Origin of the sequence: Enterococcus sp. 12F9_DIV0723 (genome assembly GCF_002174375.1) — a bacterium.
Lineage (GTDB): Bacteria > Bacillota > Bacilli > Lactobacillales > Enterococcaceae > Enterococcus_A > Enterococcus_A gilvus.
Window position 1 is genome coordinate 287,939 of record NZ_NIBK01000002.1, and the last position, 17,617, is coordinate 305,555.

A 17,617-nucleotide genomic window follows, 5' to 3' on the forward strand; every position below is an offset into this window, starting at 1 on the left:
TCAACAAAGGGGCGATCAAGGACTTTTTTAGCCGAGTATTCGGAGATGTGGACGCACATGACGATTTTTTGAAATAACGTGCACCGAGTTGAAGTAGTAGACGTATCGGTAATCAGTATTTTTTAAGAATTTACTATCTCGCTGTATATAAAAAAGAGAATAGCAGCTTGTAAATTCTTCTCTTGTACGTTATAATGTACGCAAAAGCGTACGCATAGAAAGAAGGGGTTGTCATGGAAGTAATGACACCAACGAATTTAAGAAAAAGCTTGTTTGAAACGTTGAAAGGTGTAGCAACTGATAACAGCGAGATTGAAGTTACATTGGCGAATAAAGACGGGGTAAATGATGGTGTAGTGATGCTTTCCAAGCGTGAGTGGCGTGCAATTCAAGAAGAATTATATTTGTATAGAACAGGTACTCTCGATAATGTATTGAGTCTTATGGAAAGCGAATCTGATGATGATTTTGAGGAAGCATAATTGAGCGAGTGGAAGGTATTGGTTCATAAGGAAGTTAAAAAAAAGCATCTACCTTTGTTAGAAAAAATCCATTTGCTATCTGACTATGATGAAATCATCGAGACGCTAAAAAAGAATCCCTACACGCAAGTTAGAAATTTCGAGCAGTTGCGTCCCAAAAAAAAGTTGTTATACTCTATGAGAATCAATGGGAAACACCGAGTCGTCTATACGATTGATAAGGTAAACAAGGTAGTAAAAGTATATTCAGCGTGGTCACATTATGAAAATAATCTACCCAAATAGATGAACGTGAACAGAAGCTGTAAGTGGAGGGGAATCGTTGAGGCTTGATTTGACTGCAATTTTTTTAAAGAAACAGCTCAACGTTTAGCGTTTCTTTTTCAATCACTGTCTTTCAAGCGGTACACAAGAGATTCTACACGAAGTGCGGAATGATCCTTACTACTCTCAGGAGTAGCAGGGATCATTCCGTTTTTTATTTTGCTTCATCTTCCTCATAAGCGGTGGAAAGCTTGAATTTCTTTTTTGCGATCGCAGATAAGGCGGCAGCGATCTTGTCGTAATCGGAATCGATCAGTTGCATATGGCAGTAGACGATGGGTTTGTTCAATCGTAACGAGGGGATGACCGAAGAGGACAGCGGAATATCGCTAATGATTAAATCAACCTCCGTTGAAAGGGTATTGACCACATGCAGATTGTAATAGGTCGAGAAATAATGCAGGACTTCTTCTTGGATCGTCTGCTTCGACAGGGCCGTCAAAAAGGAAATGTTGATCGGGGCCGTGTATTTTTCCAAGTGAATATGGCGATCGTAAATCAAACAATATTCGGTCGCTAAATACTCTTTATAGTTCTCAAATGACTTGAATTCCGCGGTCTGCATCTCAAGGGCGATGATTCGCTTGATTTGTTTTATTTTATGACGCTTTCGTCGGTCTTTGTCCACGTTCAAATAATCGGTAAAAATATCTTTTAGATGGGTCACGATCGTTCCCACAAAGAAAATCCGATAATGGAGGCACAAAAGCGCGTAATGGATCGTGCTCCGTTCCTCGGAGGACAGCGGGTTGTACAGGTGATGGTCAAGCCTGTCTAGCAGGTGGGAGGCGAGACCAGGGACACCCATTTCTTTGATCTGACTGTCGCGCATTAAAAAATCAGGCGCTGTTTTGATCGAATGATACCCGCCCATCGCGACGAGTGCGCTGCACAACAGTTGGGAGAAACGCTTTAAATGTTCGTCTGAATGACGAGGTAAAAAACGTTTCATTTCCTTTGACAAGCGGCTGAAGGACAGACGGTTGGCGGCGGAGTAAGGGGTATACAAGGAGATGCGAACCTCTTCATTTTTAACGAGCCGCCCTTGACGTTCACGAAACAGGTGTACGCCTAAGAAGTAGTGAACTAAAAAGAATTTATCCAAGGAGGGGAGCGCATAGACTTCCTTTGGACAAGCGTCTAACGCTTCAGACATGTCTAAAAAACGATACGCTCGAAAAGGCCACTTCTCTGCGCCGTAACCTGTGACAAATAAAACGGTGTAGAAAAAACGAATATCGATCTCATTTCCGTGAAGAGACACCTTTCCTTTGGCGGAAATACCCAGGGAGGTTCGGTCCAAAAAGGAATTGATCTCTTGGATTTTTCTTCGGACTTGAATGTAAGGAATATCAAGAAAGTCTGCTAGCTGCTGCAGGGTGTCAAAGGAGTGATGAAACAGCGCTTCGAGTAGCCGGAATTTGATGGATTTGCGAATATAGGCATTTAAAAACATCTGCAAATTGACCGATTCAGAAAACTGCAAGGTGAAAAGGAGGTTTGTCGACGAATAATCAAAGACGACCAACTCAGCGAAGTCAAAAAGGACGATGTCTTCCTTTATCGCCTCCACGAGCTTCAGCACGGTTTGGTTACTGACACCTAAAGAGGCAGCCAAAGAATCCAAGGGACACGTTTGCCGCTCCGCTTCGAACACGGTTCTTAAAAGACGCACTTTTTTCCGATCTGCTTTATCAACTAATACGTCCATTGTCCTTCCCCCTCGAAAAGATTTTCTCTATATAAAAAACATACCATGAAAAAATAGCAATAGCAAAAATAATTGACACGCGCTCAATTTCCACGGAATTTTTACAACAAATGAGCATCTCCTTTATCCCATTCTTGTTACTATTAATAAGGAGACCCCCAAAAATAGAGAGTCAGAATAATCATATGGAAGGCTGTTTTTAAAGGTTTAACGAGAAGTGAATGCGTTTGGAAAACGGTGGGGTATTCCTATTCATCGACTACAGGGTACAGTTTTTCTGTTTCAAAAAAGAAGGACTGGGAAAAATAAACAATAACTAGTGAAAATTGTCACTATAGTATTACGATAACAAATAGTTGATAAATGCTAAGAGGACGGGGTGCGTTAAAATTAGAGTGGTAATCGTGACAAAAAATATTATGAACGAGTTGGCAATGCAGGAAAAATTGCAGAAACTAAATTTTGAGGTCCTCTGTTCTACCTCGATTTTTGAGATGATCCTGCGAAACGACTATACGTGGGGGCCTGAATTTTATCAGGTCATCATTCTGAGTGAAACGATCACGAACAAAGAGTTAGAGGGGATCGTTCCTAAATTGAAGGAAAAAAAGAAAACCGTGTTTAGAAAGTATTTAGACGAGGTCCATCCAGAAGAAGAGGAAGAACTGGCGTATTTAGAGATGGATACATGGCTCAGTGAAGACATCCCTTCGAATTTACTGCGGGAAGTGATCAGTAAAGGCGGTGCGTCCACCGAGCAGCAGCAGAAATTCATCATCGACTCATTGGATCATCTATTGATGGATTTCACCAAAACTGAGACGAGTCTTTTTAAATACTTGTACAAATCCGACGCTACCTTTGTGTCGCGAGAAGATCTGTGCTGGCATATTTGGGACACGCACCCAACGAATTCAAAGCTTGCCCACCTTTCAGTGTTAGTAAATTCCATCCGAAGAAAGCTCATTCAAAAAGGGTTTCCACCAAATACGGTAGAGACTGTCTGGCGAAAAGGCTATCACCTGACAAAAGATTTTTATGCTATTTATAGAGACATCCAGTATTAAAAACGAAGGGAAGAAGCCCTTCTGATTTCAGAGAGACAAATAGAGCGTTGTCACGAGAGGAGTGCCGACGCTCTATTTAGTTGAGTGGAATTATTGCCTGATATCATAGTCTAGTCCTTCTTTTATGGAAGCAAACCACGAGATGGGGTTCGAATAAGATAACTCCTAAAATAATGCACGTACGTGGTCAAATTGGGAGATTTATCTAGATAGTGTTAAAATAGAAGAAGAATATAGACAAAATAGCAAATTATAAAGTGGGTTCTTACTTATTTAAAAACTCTTTACTTTGGAAACTAGAAAGGAGAGGACAGAATGCGAGCAAGTATTTGGAAGCGTTTTATAAACGGAGAAAAAGCGGTTCTTGATGAATTACCGAAAAAAATAGCGACATCTTGGGGAACGTGCTATCAACAAGGAATTGATCCTTATGTTTATAAACCTCAAAAAATATTATCTTTGCAGGAATTAAAAGGTCAACAGCGGAAGAATCAAGACATGATTCGTCATGTAGAACGAGAAATTAGAAAAGTGAAGAAAAAACTACAATTAAAAAAGCCACTATTTATATTAACGGATGAAAAAGGGCGGATTCTTTGGCGAGATGGGAACCATGAGGCAAAAGATTTTGCTAATTTGATGTTTTTCAGAGAGGGAAGCCGTTGGACAGAAATAGATGTTGGAACAAATGCCATCGGTCTGGCACTTGAATCAAAATCAACTGAATCGATTTCTTTAGAAGAACATTACTCCATTGCTTCTCGTGACTGGAGTTGCGCGGCGGCGCCTATTTTCGACGGAGAAGATAAATTGGTAGGTATCTTAGATATTTCGACCTATAAGAATGAATCAGCGAAGGAATATCTTCTTCTGCTTACTGCTATTGCCCAAAAAGTATCTAATTATCTAATGCGTGATTATTTAGAAGGAGAAAGAGAATTACTGCATTACGTGACCAACTACTCTGAGCAAGAAATCTTATGTAACACGCAACATCGAATCATGTATGCACCGCCTGCACATCAGCAACTGTTTGAGGTAGGTAAAGATATCCGTGCATACTTAACAAGTGCGCTACTGTATAACGAAAATCCTATCTTAATGGATCAACGTGTGATTGGTTATCGATACATGATTTATTCGTCTACGGCAACGAAGCCTTATTATTCTGAAGGGGTTCTTAGTAGAAGTGCACGCTACAATGCCTTTTTAAAAAAAGCATTGCTTTTAGCTGAAAGTAGCCTGCCGATTCATATTTATGGCGAGTCAGGCAGTGGAAAAGAAGTGGTTGCTCGAATGATTCATTATAATAGTGACGTTCAAGATGGACCGCTGATTTCCGTTAACTGTGGGGCAGTTAGTGAAAATCTGTTGGAAAGTGAACTTTTTGGGTACGCACCGGGAGCATTCACTGGGGCTAATGCTCAAGGATACCAGGGAAAAATTGAGCAGGCAGATGGTGGTAGTTTATTTCTAGATGAGATTGACAGCATGCCCGCTAAAATGCAAACAGCGTTGTTGAGAGTTTTAGAAGACCATCAAGTAACACCGATCAGCGGCGTTGCTAAACAGGTCTCTTTCCGTTTAATTACTGCAAGTAATAAAAAACTACAGCAACAAGTATCTCAGCATGAATTTCGTGAGGATCTGTTCTATCGAATTTATGTGGGCCAACTTTCTTTGCCACCGTTACGCGAGCGGCTTGAAGACATCGTTCCTTTAATTGAAAAATTTTGTCAAGAGAATAACTGGTCTATCACTTGGCAACAAAAAATTGAAACAGCAGCACGCACCTTTTCCTGGCCTGGAAATATACGGGAGTTTAATAACTTTTTACAACGTCTTTATGTGTTTTATTTTGACCAAGAACCTACACTTGATCAACTAAATGAATTAATCCTTTCCGGGAGTCTGTTGAACGTCACTAATCTAGCAGAAGAAGTGCCTGAAGAAAAACGTGAAATACAATTAGCTTTGGAGCAAACAAATTATCATGCCACAAATACAGCTAAAAATTTGGGGATTTCCCGAGCAACGTTGTATCGAAAAATGAAGCAATACAATATAGAAAAATAATCGGTACCTTTTGATTCTTGTCAGATTTAGAAAGGGATAGGAAGTAAATGTACCTCATAAATAGATAAGAGAAGACAAGCCAAACGGGCTCCATCGTTTAGCTTGTCTTTTTTATTGTGAATATAGATTGATACACTTTGAGACAAACCGTCTCATAAGTGAGTCATTAAGAAAGAGAAAAAGAGAATCGAAAGCGGGTAGTCATCGTGCTATCGTCAAAATTGTGAACGCTTTCATTTGAAAACAGAGGCATTGATAGTTGAGGAAGTGTATATAAATAAATCAAAATGGCTCTCTTCGACTTAAGAAAATTGATTTAAGGGCTGATCAATTGAAAAAATATTCACAAAATAAAAAAGTTGGCATAGTTTTTGCGTTAATTAGGATGAAACGGAAATTAAGGGAGGGAGATCTTTTATGACTATTTATGATCTCATTGTGATCGGAGCAGGTCCAGGTGGATATGTTGCAGCAATCCGAGCGGCACAAAGAGGGAAAAAAGTTATTGTGATTGAAAAAAAAGCGGTGGGAGGTACCTGTTTGAATGTGGGATGCATTCCATCAAAAAGTTATTTGCAACACGCACATTGGCTTCTGGCTGCTGAAGAAGCAAGTCATTATGGATTTGTAAAAAAAACTGGCAGTGTTGATTTTAAAAAAATGGTTCAGAGAAAGGATCAGGTAGTTCATACATTACAAGGTGGCATTAAGCACCTCTTTCAAGCTAACCAAGTTACGTACCTCGAAGGAGAAGTAACAGAGATAGGCGGGTCAACTGTCAAAGTAGATGGCCAAACGGTTACTGGGAAAGATATTTTACTGGCCACAGGCGGACAGCCATTTATACCGCCAATTGATGGATTAGATACTTGTGAGTACTTAACAACGGACACTTTTTTCTCTATGAAAGAGTTACCAAAAAAGCTGGCTATTATTGGTGGAGGAGTGATCGCCGTTGAATTGGCTTTTGCTATTAGACCTTTAGGAGTGGAAGTGGCATTAATAGAAGTTGCATCAGATATATTGCTGACCGAAGAAAATGACGCAAGAAGCGTGATTAAGAAGAAGCTAAAAAGCTTAGGTATAGACATAGTTACTCAAGCTAAAATCAAACGAATTAAGGAGAATGAAATAGAATTATCCGATGTAAAAATAACTTATGATCGCTTGTTGATTGCTGCAGGAAGAAAGCCCAACTTGGCTTTGGCGGAGAAACTTGGTGTTCAATTAGATCCGGCGAAACGTTTTGTACAAGTAGATACGTATTATCAAACAAGTGTGCCTCATGTGTATGCTGTGGGTGACTTGATTGGCGGATATCAATTGGCTCATGCAGCAAGTGCTGAAGGCTTAAAAGCAATTGATGCAATTTGTGGCGACCCATCATCACCAGTAGACATGTCAAACATTCCACGCTGTTTGTACACCGATCCAGAAGTAGCAAGTTTTGGGTTGAGCGAAGAAGAAGCAAGGGAATTATATGAAGTCGATGTAAAAAAAGTTCTATTCTCGGGGAACGGAAAGGGGATCGCCGCAGGAGAAACAGAAGGATTTGTGAAAATCATTAGTGATAAAAAATATCATCAGATACTTGGAGTTGTGTTAGTTGGAAGTCATGCCACTGAGATGATTCACACATTGTTAGCAGTTAAGGTGTCAGAAGGAACGGTAGAAGAGATAGCAAATATGGTATTTGCACACCCAACTTTGTCAGAAGTAATTGGAGAAACAGCCAACGGTTTGCTTGGAAAAGCAATTCATGGATAAAAAAAGGAGGAATTAAGCATGGCAAAAGAAAACGTATCAACAGAAAAAGCACAATGGATTTTAAAAACAATGTACGATATTCGAAATTTTGAAGATGAGGTTCATCGCATTTTTACAACAGGTGAAATTCCAGGATTCGTTCATCTATACGCAGGGGAAGAGGCTATCGCAACTGGTGTATGCGCACATTTGACAGATGATGATTACATTACGAGTACCCACAGAGGTCATGGACACTGTATTGCCAAAGGGTGCGATCTTAATGGCATGATGGCAGAAATTTATGGAAAAGAAACTGGGTTATGTAAAGGTAAGGGCGGTTCTATGCATATCGCTGACATTGATAAAGGAATGTTGGGGGCGAATGGCATGGTTGGCGGAGGATTCCCTATCGCAGTTGGAGCCGGGTTACGGAACAAATACTTAAAAACGAAAGATGTTGCGATTTGTTTCTTTGGGGACGGGGCAGCGAATGAAGGAACGTTCCATGAAGGAATAAATATGGCGGCAATTTGGAATCTACCCGTTGTATTTGTAAATGAAAACAATTCTTTCGCGGAGGCGACTCCACAGTGGTACTCATCTGGTTCTAAAACGATTGGAGAACGTGCTGCGGCATATGGCATACCAGGGGAAACGGTAGATGGGAAAGATTTAATCGCAGTTTATGAAGCAGCAGGGAGAGCCATCGAGCGGGCGCGTTCTGGAAAAGGACCGACATTGTTAGAGTGTGTCACATATAGAAATTACGGACACTTTGAAGGGGACGAACAAAAGTATAAAAATGATGCAGGGAAAGAGAAAAAGATTGCTGACGTGGATTGCATTACTGCTTTTAAAGACTATGCCTTAAAACAAAAGGTATTGACTGAAAAGGAAGTCAATGAAATCGCTAAAGCTTCAACTGAAGACATCCAAGCAGCAATCACTTTTGCTCAGGAAAGTTCAGTTCCGAGACCGGAAGCGCTGTTTGAAGACGTATACGCATAAATAAAAAGGAGGAGAAAGAATCATGACAAGACGAGTAACTTTTATGAAGGCTATCAATGAAGGCTTAGAACAAGCGATGGAAAAAGACGATCGGGTTATTTTACTTGGTGAAGATATCGCAGGAGGAGCTGAAGTTAAGCATTTAGAAGATAAAAACGAAGATGCTTGGGGTGGCGTGTTTGGTGTAACTAAAGGACTGATGCCTAAATTTGGACGAGAAAGAGTCATCGACACACCCATTTCGGAAATGGGCTATATGGGAGCTGCGGTCGGAGCTGCAGCAACTGGTTTACGCCCCGTTCCAGAGCTGATGTTTAATGATTTTATCGGCTTTTGTTTGGATACAATTTTAGCGCAAGGATCAAAAATGCGTTACATGTTTGGTGGGAAGGCGAAAATCCCAATGACTGTGAGAACCTGTCATGGTGCTGGTGCCAGTGCGGCTGCGCAACACTCTGGGTCTTATTATGGAATGCTGGGATCAATCCCAGGCGTAAAAGTTGTGGTCCCTTCAAATCCATACGATGCCAAAGGGTTACTATTATCGGCTATAGAAGATGACAACATTGTTATTTTTTCGGAAGATAAAACCTTGTATGGTTTAAAAGGGGAGGTTCCAGAAGACTATTTTAAAGTTGAGATTGGCAAAGCAAAAGTAAAAAGAGAAGGAAAAGACCTAACCATCGTCACAATTGGAAAAATGCTCTATGTAGCATTGGAAGTGGCGGATAAATTAGAAAAACAAGGAATCGAAACAGAAGTGATTGATCTAATTACAGTTGCACCGTGGGATCAAGAAACAGTCTTAACTTCTGTGAAAAAAACCGGGCGTTTAATTGTTATTGATGAAGCGAGTCCCCATAACAATACGGCGACTGATATTTCTTCTGTTGTAGCAGACAAAGCTTTTGATTATCTCGATGGACCAGTTAAATGTATTTGTGCGCCGAATACGCCGGTTCCTTTTGCAGCGAATTTAGAAAAATTATATTTACCAAATGCCGAGAAGGTTTTAAACTCTGCAGCAGAAATTATTGATGACTTGAAAAAATAAGGGAGGTGCTTATTCAATGGCAGCAGAAATTATTATGCCTAAATTAGGGTTAACGATGACTGAAGGAACAGTTGATACGTGGCTAAAAAATGAAGGAGATGCTATCACTAAGGGAGAAGTTGTCTGTACGATCAGTTCTGAAAAGCTGACGCATGATGTGGAAGCAACAGAATCAGGCAAACTGATTCAGATACTTGTACAGGCTGGTGAAGATGCGCCTTGTCAGGCGCCGATCGGATTAATCGGAGCTGAAGGAGAAGATGTGACTGATACAGAAGAAAAATTGGATACTCAAGACAAAGAAGGAAAAAACGACCAAATAAATGAACAATCGTCGGCGGAAAAAGAACGCCAAAAAGATACATCCCTCCAGACAGATGCTGTAAAGAAAGAAGGCGCTCGTTTCTTTATCACGCCATTAGCAAGAAAAATTGCTAAAGAAAAAGGGGTTGACTATACGCAAATCAATGGGACTGGAGGAAACGGACGGATTACTCGAAGAGATGTCGAAATGTACGTACCTGTTCTAGAAACACCAACAATGTCCACGACGCAACCACAGACAGAAGTAGCAAAGGGATTGTCTGGTATGCGTAAAACAATTGCGCAGCGAATGATGACAAGTCTTCACACAACTGCTCAAGTAACGATTCAACAAAAAGCGGATATTACACATTTGCTTGATTTTATCACTGAGTTGAAAATGAAAGCAGATATACCCCTTGTTGATGGACAAACAAGTATCACAACTTTATTGGCGAGAGCTGTTGTTTTAGCTTTAAAAGAATCGCCAAAAATGAATGCTTGGTATGATGGAGAAATCTATAAGGAAGTTTCTGAGATACACTTAGGGATCGCGGTTGCTTTACCTGAAGGGCTGGTTGTTCCAGTTATTGAAAATGCAGATTATAGGACGTTGACAGATTTAGGAAAAACCATGAATAGTCGTATTCATGATGTTCGGGCAGGATCACTTGATGGAAGTCATTACAGTGGTTCAACATTTACGATCAGCAACTTAGGAAAAAGTGGTGTAGAGTACTTTACACCAATATTGAATCAGCCGGAAGTGGGAATATTGGGTGTAGGTACATTAATAAAAGAGTTGGCATTATCGGAAGAAGGGAAAATAATCGAACAGAAGAAACTTCCGTTAAGCCTAACTTTTGATCATCAAATCATTGATGGTTCGCCTGCAGCAGAGTTTCTAAGCAAAATCATCTATTATTTGGAACATCCCTACAGCCTTGTATTATAAATTGGGTGACAACATAGAAATCACTATTAAATAAAGTACGATACAAGAAAGAAAGCATCCCATCTGTCTTCAAGGATGCGGACCATGGAATCATTAGTAAACAAAAGGTAATTCGTCTTCCAAGTAAAGGAATTGACGGATTACTTTTTGTCGTTGTCAAACAAATAGAATTTATCCAAGGAAAGGCATTCAGTTGTTAAGTCATATTTGTCAAAATTCCGATATGCAAATGAAGGCCGCATACTTGCTCTGCTTAAATAATACGTTTTTTCTTCACCCTACAAATACCTCTCAACAATCGCCTTGTTCTCAGGCCGTTTTGCCATCTCCAGCGCGGAAATATCATGAATGACGGTATCTAATGAGATTTGGTCCATTTGCTCCTCGACTTTTTTTTGTAAGAGGTCGTATTCTTTCGAAAGTGCCGTTTGGATATTGGCACCGACGACACAGTTGGGATTTGTTTTTTCGTCTACTTGGATCAAATTTGTATTTCCTTCAATGCTCCGATAGATTTCAAGAAAGGTTATGCTGCTAGGCTCTTTGGCGAGTGTCGGGTTGGGTTTTCCAACTTGCGTATGGATCAGCCCCGCTTTTTTTAAGCTACTCATAATTTTTCTTACGTTCGCAGCGTTGGTCTCTACACTTTTTGCGATCATTTCACTAGAAAGAAAGTTTGTATCTTTAAAAATCTCGATGTACGCAAGAATATGGATGGTATCACTCATCTGGATCGAGTATTTCATTTTTTTCCAGCTCCTTTGACTGTATTTCTTGACTAATAGTACCACACCTTTTATGATAAAGGTGTAAATTGTATTTATACAGCTAGAAAAATTTAACTTTTGAGGAGTAGATGACGATGAATTATTTAGTAACAGGAGCAACAGGCGGTTTCGGTGGTTATGCGTTGGATTACTTAAGTCAGGCAGTTGCGAAAGAGAATATTTATGCTCTAGTACGCAGCGAGGAAAAAGGAAAAGCGTTGCGGGACGCGGGCTACAACGTTCGTATCGGGGATTATGCCAACGAACAATCAATGAATGATGCCTTGCAAGGAATTGATCGGGTATTGTTTGTTTCAGGAGAACCTGGGAACAGGCAAGAGGAGCATGAAAATGTAGTCAACGCAGTAAAACAGGCGGGGGTTTCATTTATCGTCTACACTAGTTTTCCTGACGCGGATCATTCAACGAGTTTCTTGTCTCCAGACCATCTCTTTACAGAAAAGGCACTTAAAAATTCAGGCATTCAACATACGTTTGTCAGAAACAATTGGTATTTAGAAAATGAATTGCCGTTGATCGAAGGCGCGTTGAAGTCAGGGAAATTTGTCTACATGGCTGCAAATGGCAAAACGGGCTGGGCGCTGAAGCGTGAATATGCGGAGGCCGCAGTGAATGTGCTGGTAGGAAACGACTTTCCTGAGATTCTGGAATTGTCTCACGCACCGATTACGTATGCTGAATTAGCCGAAGCGCTAAAAGAAGCCAGTGGACAATCCTTTGACGTGGTCGCGGCGGATGAGGAAGGGTTCGTTGACAACCTCGTAGAAGCCGGATTTCCTGAATCTGTCGCTGAAGTGTTCGTCGCCATTCAAAAAGACATCGAAGCCAGCCAATTAGACGTGGTGTCTAATGATTTCGAAGACGTATTAGGCAAGCCTTTGACGGATCGAGTAGCGGCGATAAAAGAATTATTGAACGTGTAAAAAACGAACGGTTGTAGGAGAAACCACTCTTAGATCCTTTCGTTAAAAAACAAAAAAATAGTCGTTCACTTTGAAGTGAGCGGCTATTTTTGTTCTTTTATCATGAATTGAATTTCATCAACAATTCGTGCAATGTGCTAGAGAGCTGCGCCACTGGCATATCTAAACCTGACTGCAACCATTCTTCTAAAATACCAATAGTCCCCGATACGATAAAGAGCGCTTCTAGCTGTTCATACGCTGAAATTTCTGCGTAGCATTCATCTTGTAAAACCTTCTCGTTAAAAATCTCCTTGATTTTATGCAACACATTTCCATTGACGCCCATTAATAATAGAAACAATTCTCTTTTTTTATCAATGTAAGCTGTTATTTCATTTGTCAATGCCACTAAGTTTTCTGACAATATGTAGGGAGAGAACTCATCGAAGATTTCCACGAGTTCGGCGTAGAGGTCTTGTTCAATGCTCTCGTACAGGTCGTAAAGATCATGATAATGCAGATAAAAAGTGCCGCGTCCGATGTTCGCCTTTTCCGATAATTCTGATATCGTAATTTTATTGATGCTTTTCTCTTTCAGAATAGCTAAAAACGCACCCTTTATCGCTGTTCGTGTTTTTATCGTTCTGCGATCCACCCGATTCATCCTCCATTTTATGAACAATGACTCCTCCTTTGTCCAATAGTGGACAATTCCACAGTAATTGCCGATTGTTCCGTTATTTTAAATTAGTATAATATACATATGTCAATTAATCAACGCTTGTTCAAAAAAGCAATCTCTTCATTAGGAACGATGTGGATGTTTGGTTTGTTCATGCAAAGAAGAATGACCATTTAGCCGGAGAAATAAAAAAAAGATTCACTTGGAGGTATAGATATGGATGCAATTCTTGTTATTGGTGGTTATGGTGATGTGGGAAAAGGGGCGGTTGAAGAGCTTCTAAAAATAACGAAAAATCCCATCGTTATCGGTGGGCGAAGTGAGAAAAAAGGGGCCGCGTTTCTTAGCAAGATAAAAAATCCCCGCGTCACTTTTCAAAAAATTGATATTTATGATGAAAGCTCCTATGTAGATACATTAGCCCACATTTCACTTGCGGTAATGTGTTTGGGACCGAAAACTATTGATTTTGCGGCGTATTGTTTGGAAACAGGGATTCATTATGTGGATATTTCTGCTTCCCATCAGATCATGAGAGCCCTCGGAGATTTGCCTTCTGCGAAGGTTCTCGGCACGGGCGTTTTGGGGGTTGGGATCTGCCCGGGCTTGTCGACTTTGTTAGTAAAGGAACTCGGGGCGACGATGGACGAAGTGACGCAAACAGACATTTCTCTTTTGTTGGGGATGGGGGACGCGTATGGCAGGGATGCGCTAGAATGGTTAGTGGATAATTTGGTACATCCTTTTTATTGGACAATCAATGGAACTTTAAAAAAACAAGCGCCGTTTATTGAAAGGCGGACTATTCCTTTTAAAAAAGAGGGAAAAGCCCAATCGGCGTACGCGTTTAATTTAGCCGATCAGCAGATCGTCACAGATACGATGCATCAACCAAATGTCGCAGCATTTCTCAGTTTAGACGATTCATTTATGCTTTCTGCGTTGCACTTTTTGGCGACCATCCGATTCTTTAAGCTTCTGAAGCATCGCAAATTGTACGACTTTGTGTTGAAAATAGCCGGCAGCAGCGCGCTTTCTTCAAAAAATACCTCAAGTGCTTTTTCGATCCATGTAAAAATGAAGGGAAAAAAGGGAAATAAAACAGTCCTGCTAGAAAAGGTTCTCCATGGGAAAAACAGCTCAGAAGACACGGGAAAAATCGCTGCCTACACAGCTTCTAAAGTGTTGCGGAAGACGAATAAGGCGGGTGTTTATTATTTGAATGAGTTGTTTACTTTACAGGAATTCTCAGAGTATTATGAAAAAGAGCGTCGCAAATAAAACGCGGGATACACCATTTGATTCTAGAAGGGATCGTGGGTGTCTCTTTTTTTGCTGCATTTTTGTAACTAATTACATAGGTTTTATTTATTGTAAAAAATATTCCAAAAATCTATTGACTTCCAATTTCGGAACCGTTATCATTCTAAGTGTAATATGTTTCATTTATTTTTATAATTTAGTAATAAATTACTGTTTTGTTGGTAAAAAGCTTTTAGTTTTCTTGGTGATAGAGAAGATCGTGGGTTCAGTAGGAATGGTTATTTAAGAAATCATGCACTTATTTGATGGGCTTGTTCGAGTAAACAGGAAAGGAAAATGACAAATGAAATATGAAGAGTTAGCACGCACGATCGTGCAAAATGTTGGAGGAAAAGAAAATGTAAACGATCTCGGTCATTGTATGACACGTTTGCGTTTCAAACTGAAGGATGAGAGCAAGGCAAAAACAGAGGTTCTAAAGAATACGGACGGTGTGGTCTCCGTGGTTCAAAGCGGTGGACAGTACCAGGTCGTGATCGGGAATGCGGTCGGGGATGTTTATAACGATATCAATAGTATCTATAACATCAATGAAGGGGACAATGTCGTAGAGGATCAGAAAGAAGAGAAGAAGCTCTCGCTTTTTGATCGGTTCATTGATCTGGTTTCAGGAGTCTTTACACCGACACTTGGAATTTTAGCCGCGACAGGGATGATCAAAGGCTTGACTATGGTCGTCATCGCGTTGGGGGTATTGGATATGAATTCTGGTACCTATCAGATCTTAAATATTATTGGTGACTGTTTCTTCTATTTCTTCCCTGTATTCTTGGGGTATACGGCAGCCCAGAAGTTTAAAGGAAATGTCTTTATCGGCATGGCGATCGGGACAGCGATGGTATATCCGACGCTGGCGGGAATCATGGCGGAAAAACCGTTGTACACGTTATTTGCAGGTACGATCATTGAATCTCCAGTGCATTTGACCTTTTTGGGGATTCCCGTTATTTTAATGAGCTACGCTTCTAGCGTGATCCCGATTATTATCGCGACTTGGATCGCGTCAAAAGTAGAGATGCAGTTGAAGAAGATTGTTCCCGATGTGGTGAAGTCCTTCTTTGTTCCTGCGGGTACTTTGTTAATTGTCATTCCATTGACCTTCATCGTCATTGGGCCGATCGCCACATGGGCTTCGCAATTATTCGGCGCGGGAACACAGGCGTTGTATAACTTGAGTCCAGTGATTACATCCGCTGTTTTAGCTGGTGTGATGCAGATTTGTACAATTTTTGGGATTCACTGGGGCATTGTGCCGATCACACTGAATAATTTGGCGGTCTTAGGCTATGATATGACGATTCCAGCCACCACGATCGGGATCTTTGGTCAAGTTGGTGCAGTTTTGGCTGTTATGGTGAAAACAAAGGATAAAAAATTGAAGGCATTGACGTATCCCGCATTTATCTCAGGGATCTTCGGAGTCACTGAACCAGCGATCTATGGGATCACGTTGCCTAGAAGAAAACCATTTATCCTCGGGTGTGTCAGTGCAGTCGTAGGAGGCCTGATTGTTGGATTGATGGGAACAAAGGGGTACTCTCTGATCGCAGGGATCTTCTTGTTGCCAAGTGTGATCGGGCCGAATGGGATCGATCAAGGCTTTTACGGTCTGGTAATCGGGATCATTGTCACGTTAGTGCTTTCGTTTCTATTGGTTTCGTTCTTCTGGAAAGATGAAGAACCAGCGGCATAACGTTTGGATGAGCCTACGTCAAGAAATAGGAAGTAAGGAGATTGATTATGAAGTCATTTAAAGAGAATTTTATGTGGGGCGGCTCAGTGTCGAGTATGCAGGCAGAAGGTGCCTGGAACACGGACGGCAAAGGGCTCACAGTATACGATACGAAGAAAAAGAGAACTTATGCTCAGACATCTTCCGATTGGGAGAATGGCATTGATTTTTACCATCATTACAAGGAAGACATTGCGCTTTTTGCGGAAATGGGGTTCAATACGTACCGTTTTTCATTGAGTTGGGCGCGTGTGCTTCCAGATGGCGAGGGCGAGGTAAATCAAGCAGGACTTGATTTTTATGATCGGGTCGTCAATGAATTGATCGCGCAAAACATCGAACCCATTGTCTGTTTGTATCATTTTGATTTGCCGGATGCCTTGGCGGAGAAATATGGCGGCTGGCAGTCGAGAAAGGTCTTAGAGGCTTATCAGCAATACGCGGAACTTATGATCAAGCATTTCGGTAAAAGAGTACGTTATTATATTCCAATCAATGAGCAAAACGTGGCGTATACACTGACCAGTGATTTACTGCCAGAGAACATCGAACCGAAAGAATTGGCGCGGTATGAGGCGCAGGCACAGCACCATTCGTTCTTGGCTTCTGCCTCGGTCAAGCACCTAGTCAACGCCTTTGCACCTCATGCACAAGTCGGCGGAATGGTCGCATTCTCACCTTTTTATCCTGAATCGAGTCATCCAGATGCGATTCTAAGTGCACAGATCGCAAACAGAAGATTGACCTATCAAACAACGGATGTCTTCGTAAACGGCGAATACCCACAGGATCTGCTGCATGACTGGGAAAAGCAAGGAATCATGCCAGAAATTACCGCGGGAGACAAGCAGTATTTAAAAGAAGGAACAGTGGACTTTCTTCCTTTTAGTTACTATCAAAGTGCGATGGCGAAAAAGGGTGCGGACATTACAGTGGATTCTTTTTTAGATTCTTTCCTAGATGGGACACAGCCGAAAAATGACTTTTTAGCGGTGAGCGAGTGGGGCTGGATCATCGATCCGAAAGGCTTACGGCTGGCAGCAAAAGAATTATTCGACCGCTACAAATTACCCGTATTCACCGTAGAGTGCGGCATCGGTGTGAAGGAAACGCTGAATGCTGAAGGAACGGTGGAGGATGATTATCGCATCGACTATCTGCGAGATCACGTTGAGCAGCTGCGTTTAGCGGTGACAGAGGATGGCGTGGATCTGATGGGCTTTCTTACGTGGGGCCCCATCGACATCTTAAGCTCACAGGGAGAAATGAAGAAGCGCTATGGTTTCATTTACGTGAACCGTGACGAAACGGACCTGAAGGATTTGAAACGTTATAAGAAAAAAAGCTTTTATTGGTTCAAGCAGGTAATCACAAGCAACGGTGACGACCTTTGGGAGAAGGCAACGCCGCTGATGAACCAATCATCTAAGGAATAGCAAATACATCAAATCAAAAAAT

Annotated in this window: 15 protein-coding genes; 12 read left to right on the plus strand and 3 right to left on the minus strand. The window is 41.1% G+C overall.

Annotation, left to right across the window (positions count from 1 at the left end):
- Positions 1 to 233: 233 nt before the first annotated feature.
- Positions 234 to 482: a type II toxin-antitoxin system Phd/YefM family antitoxin gene (locus tag A5868_RS14545; protein ID WP_086305364.1), complete on the plus strand. Its 249-nt coding sequence runs from the start codon at positions 234 to 236 to the stop codon at positions 480 to 482.
- Positions 483 to 767 (plus strand): Txe/YoeB family addiction module toxin, encoded by a 285-nt coding sequence (locus A5868_RS14550; protein ID WP_086305365.1) that lies wholly within the window; start codon positions 483 to 485, stop codon positions 765 to 767.
- A 193-nt stretch (positions 768 to 960) separates the two neighbouring features.
- Here the strand turns inward: A5868_RS14550 and A5868_RS14555 are convergent, their stop codons facing one another.
- The gene (locus A5868_RS14555) at positions 961 to 2,517 is read right to left on the minus strand and encodes a helix-turn-helix domain-containing protein (RefSeq protein ID WP_086305366.1); all 1,557 of its coding nucleotides are present in this window, start codon (positions 2,515 to 2,517) and stop codon (positions 961 to 963) included.
- 404 nt (positions 2,518 to 2,921) lie between these two features.
- Between A5868_RS14555 and A5868_RS14560 the strand changes: the two genes are divergently transcribed.
- The 6 genes from A5868_RS14560 (at position 2,922) to A5868_RS14585 (ending at position 10,729) form a co-directional block, all read left to right on the plus strand.
- Positions 2,922 to 3,584, plus strand: coding sequence for a helix-turn-helix domain-containing protein (locus A5868_RS14560; protein ID WP_049944366.1), 663 nt, complete (start codon positions 2,922 to 2,924; stop codon positions 3,582 to 3,584).
- Positions 3,585 to 3,899: 315 nt separating this feature from the next.
- Positions 3,900 to 5,660, plus strand: coding sequence for a sigma-54-dependent Fis family transcriptional regulator (locus A5868_RS14565; protein WP_086305367.1), 1,761 nt, complete (start codon positions 3,900 to 3,902; stop codon positions 5,658 to 5,660).
- Between the two features lie 417 nt (positions 5,661 to 6,077).
- The gene (lpdA, locus tag A5868_RS14570; protein WP_086305368.1) at positions 6,078 to 7,427 is read left to right on the plus strand and encodes a dihydrolipoyl dehydrogenase; all 1,350 of its coding nucleotides are present in this window, start codon (positions 6,078 to 6,080) and stop codon (positions 7,425 to 7,427) included.
- A gap of 18 nt (positions 7,428 to 7,445) precedes the next feature.
- Positions 7,446 to 8,417, plus strand: coding sequence for a thiamine pyrophosphate-dependent dehydrogenase E1 component subunit alpha (locus tag A5868_RS14575; RefSeq protein ID WP_010778721.1), 972 nt, complete (start codon positions 7,446 to 7,448; stop codon positions 8,415 to 8,417).
- A gap of 22 nt (positions 8,418 to 8,439) precedes the next feature.
- Complete coding sequence (locus A5868_RS14580) at positions 8,440 to 9,471, plus strand: alpha-ketoacid dehydrogenase subunit beta (RefSeq protein WP_010778720.1); 1,032 nt, start codon at positions 8,440 to 8,442, stop codon at positions 9,469 to 9,471.
- 16 nt (positions 9,472 to 9,487) lie between these two features.
- Positions 9,488 to 10,729, plus strand: coding sequence for a dihydrolipoamide acetyltransferase family protein (locus A5868_RS14585; protein ID WP_086305369.1), 1,242 nt, complete (start codon positions 9,488 to 9,490; stop codon positions 10,727 to 10,729).
- A gap of 278 nt (positions 10,730 to 11,007) precedes the next feature.
- Here A5868_RS14585 and A5868_RS14590 read toward each other — a convergent pair whose 3' ends face one another.
- On the minus strand, positions 11,008 to 11,475 hold the full coding sequence (locus A5868_RS14590; protein ID WP_086305370.1) for an Rrf2 family transcriptional regulator: 468 nt from the start codon (positions 11,473 to 11,475) through the stop codon (positions 11,008 to 11,010).
- A 116-nt stretch (positions 11,476 to 11,591) separates the two neighbouring features.
- Here A5868_RS14590 and A5868_RS14595 point away from each other — a divergent pair, with 116 nt between their 5' ends.
- A complete protein-coding gene (locus tag A5868_RS14595) occupies positions 11,592 to 12,440 on the plus strand; it encodes an SDR family oxidoreductase (RefSeq protein ID WP_086305371.1) in 849 nt (282 codons plus the stop codon).
- Positions 12,441 to 12,540: 100 nt separating this feature from the next.
- Here A5868_RS14595 and A5868_RS14600 read toward each other — a convergent pair whose 3' ends face one another.
- Entirely contained in the window at positions 12,541 to 13,104 is a 564-nt protein-coding gene (locus tag A5868_RS14600; protein WP_139843623.1) for a TetR/AcrR family transcriptional regulator, read from the minus strand.
- 216 nt (positions 13,105 to 13,320) lie between these two features.
- Between A5868_RS14600 and A5868_RS14605 the strand changes: the two genes are divergently transcribed.
- From A5868_RS14605 to A5868_RS14615, 3 genes are all read left to right on the plus strand, one after another.
- The gene (locus A5868_RS14605; protein WP_086305373.1) at positions 13,321 to 14,385 is read left to right on the plus strand and encodes a saccharopine dehydrogenase NADP-binding domain-containing protein; all 1,065 of its coding nucleotides are present in this window, start codon (positions 13,321 to 13,323) and stop codon (positions 14,383 to 14,385) included.
- Between the two features lie 325 nt (positions 14,386 to 14,710).
- Positions 14,711 to 16,120, plus strand: a complete 1,410-nt coding sequence (locus tag A5868_RS14610; protein ID WP_086305374.1) for a PTS transporter subunit EIIC — start codon at positions 14,711 to 14,713, stop codon at positions 16,118 to 16,120.
- A 47-nt stretch (positions 16,121 to 16,167) separates the two neighbouring features.
- The gene (locus A5868_RS14615) at positions 16,168 to 17,595 is read left to right on the plus strand and encodes a glycoside hydrolase family 1 protein (RefSeq protein WP_086305375.1); all 1,428 of its coding nucleotides are present in this window, start codon (positions 16,168 to 16,170) and stop codon (positions 17,593 to 17,595) included.
- The last annotated feature ends 22 nt before the right edge of the window (positions 17,596 to 17,617 follow it).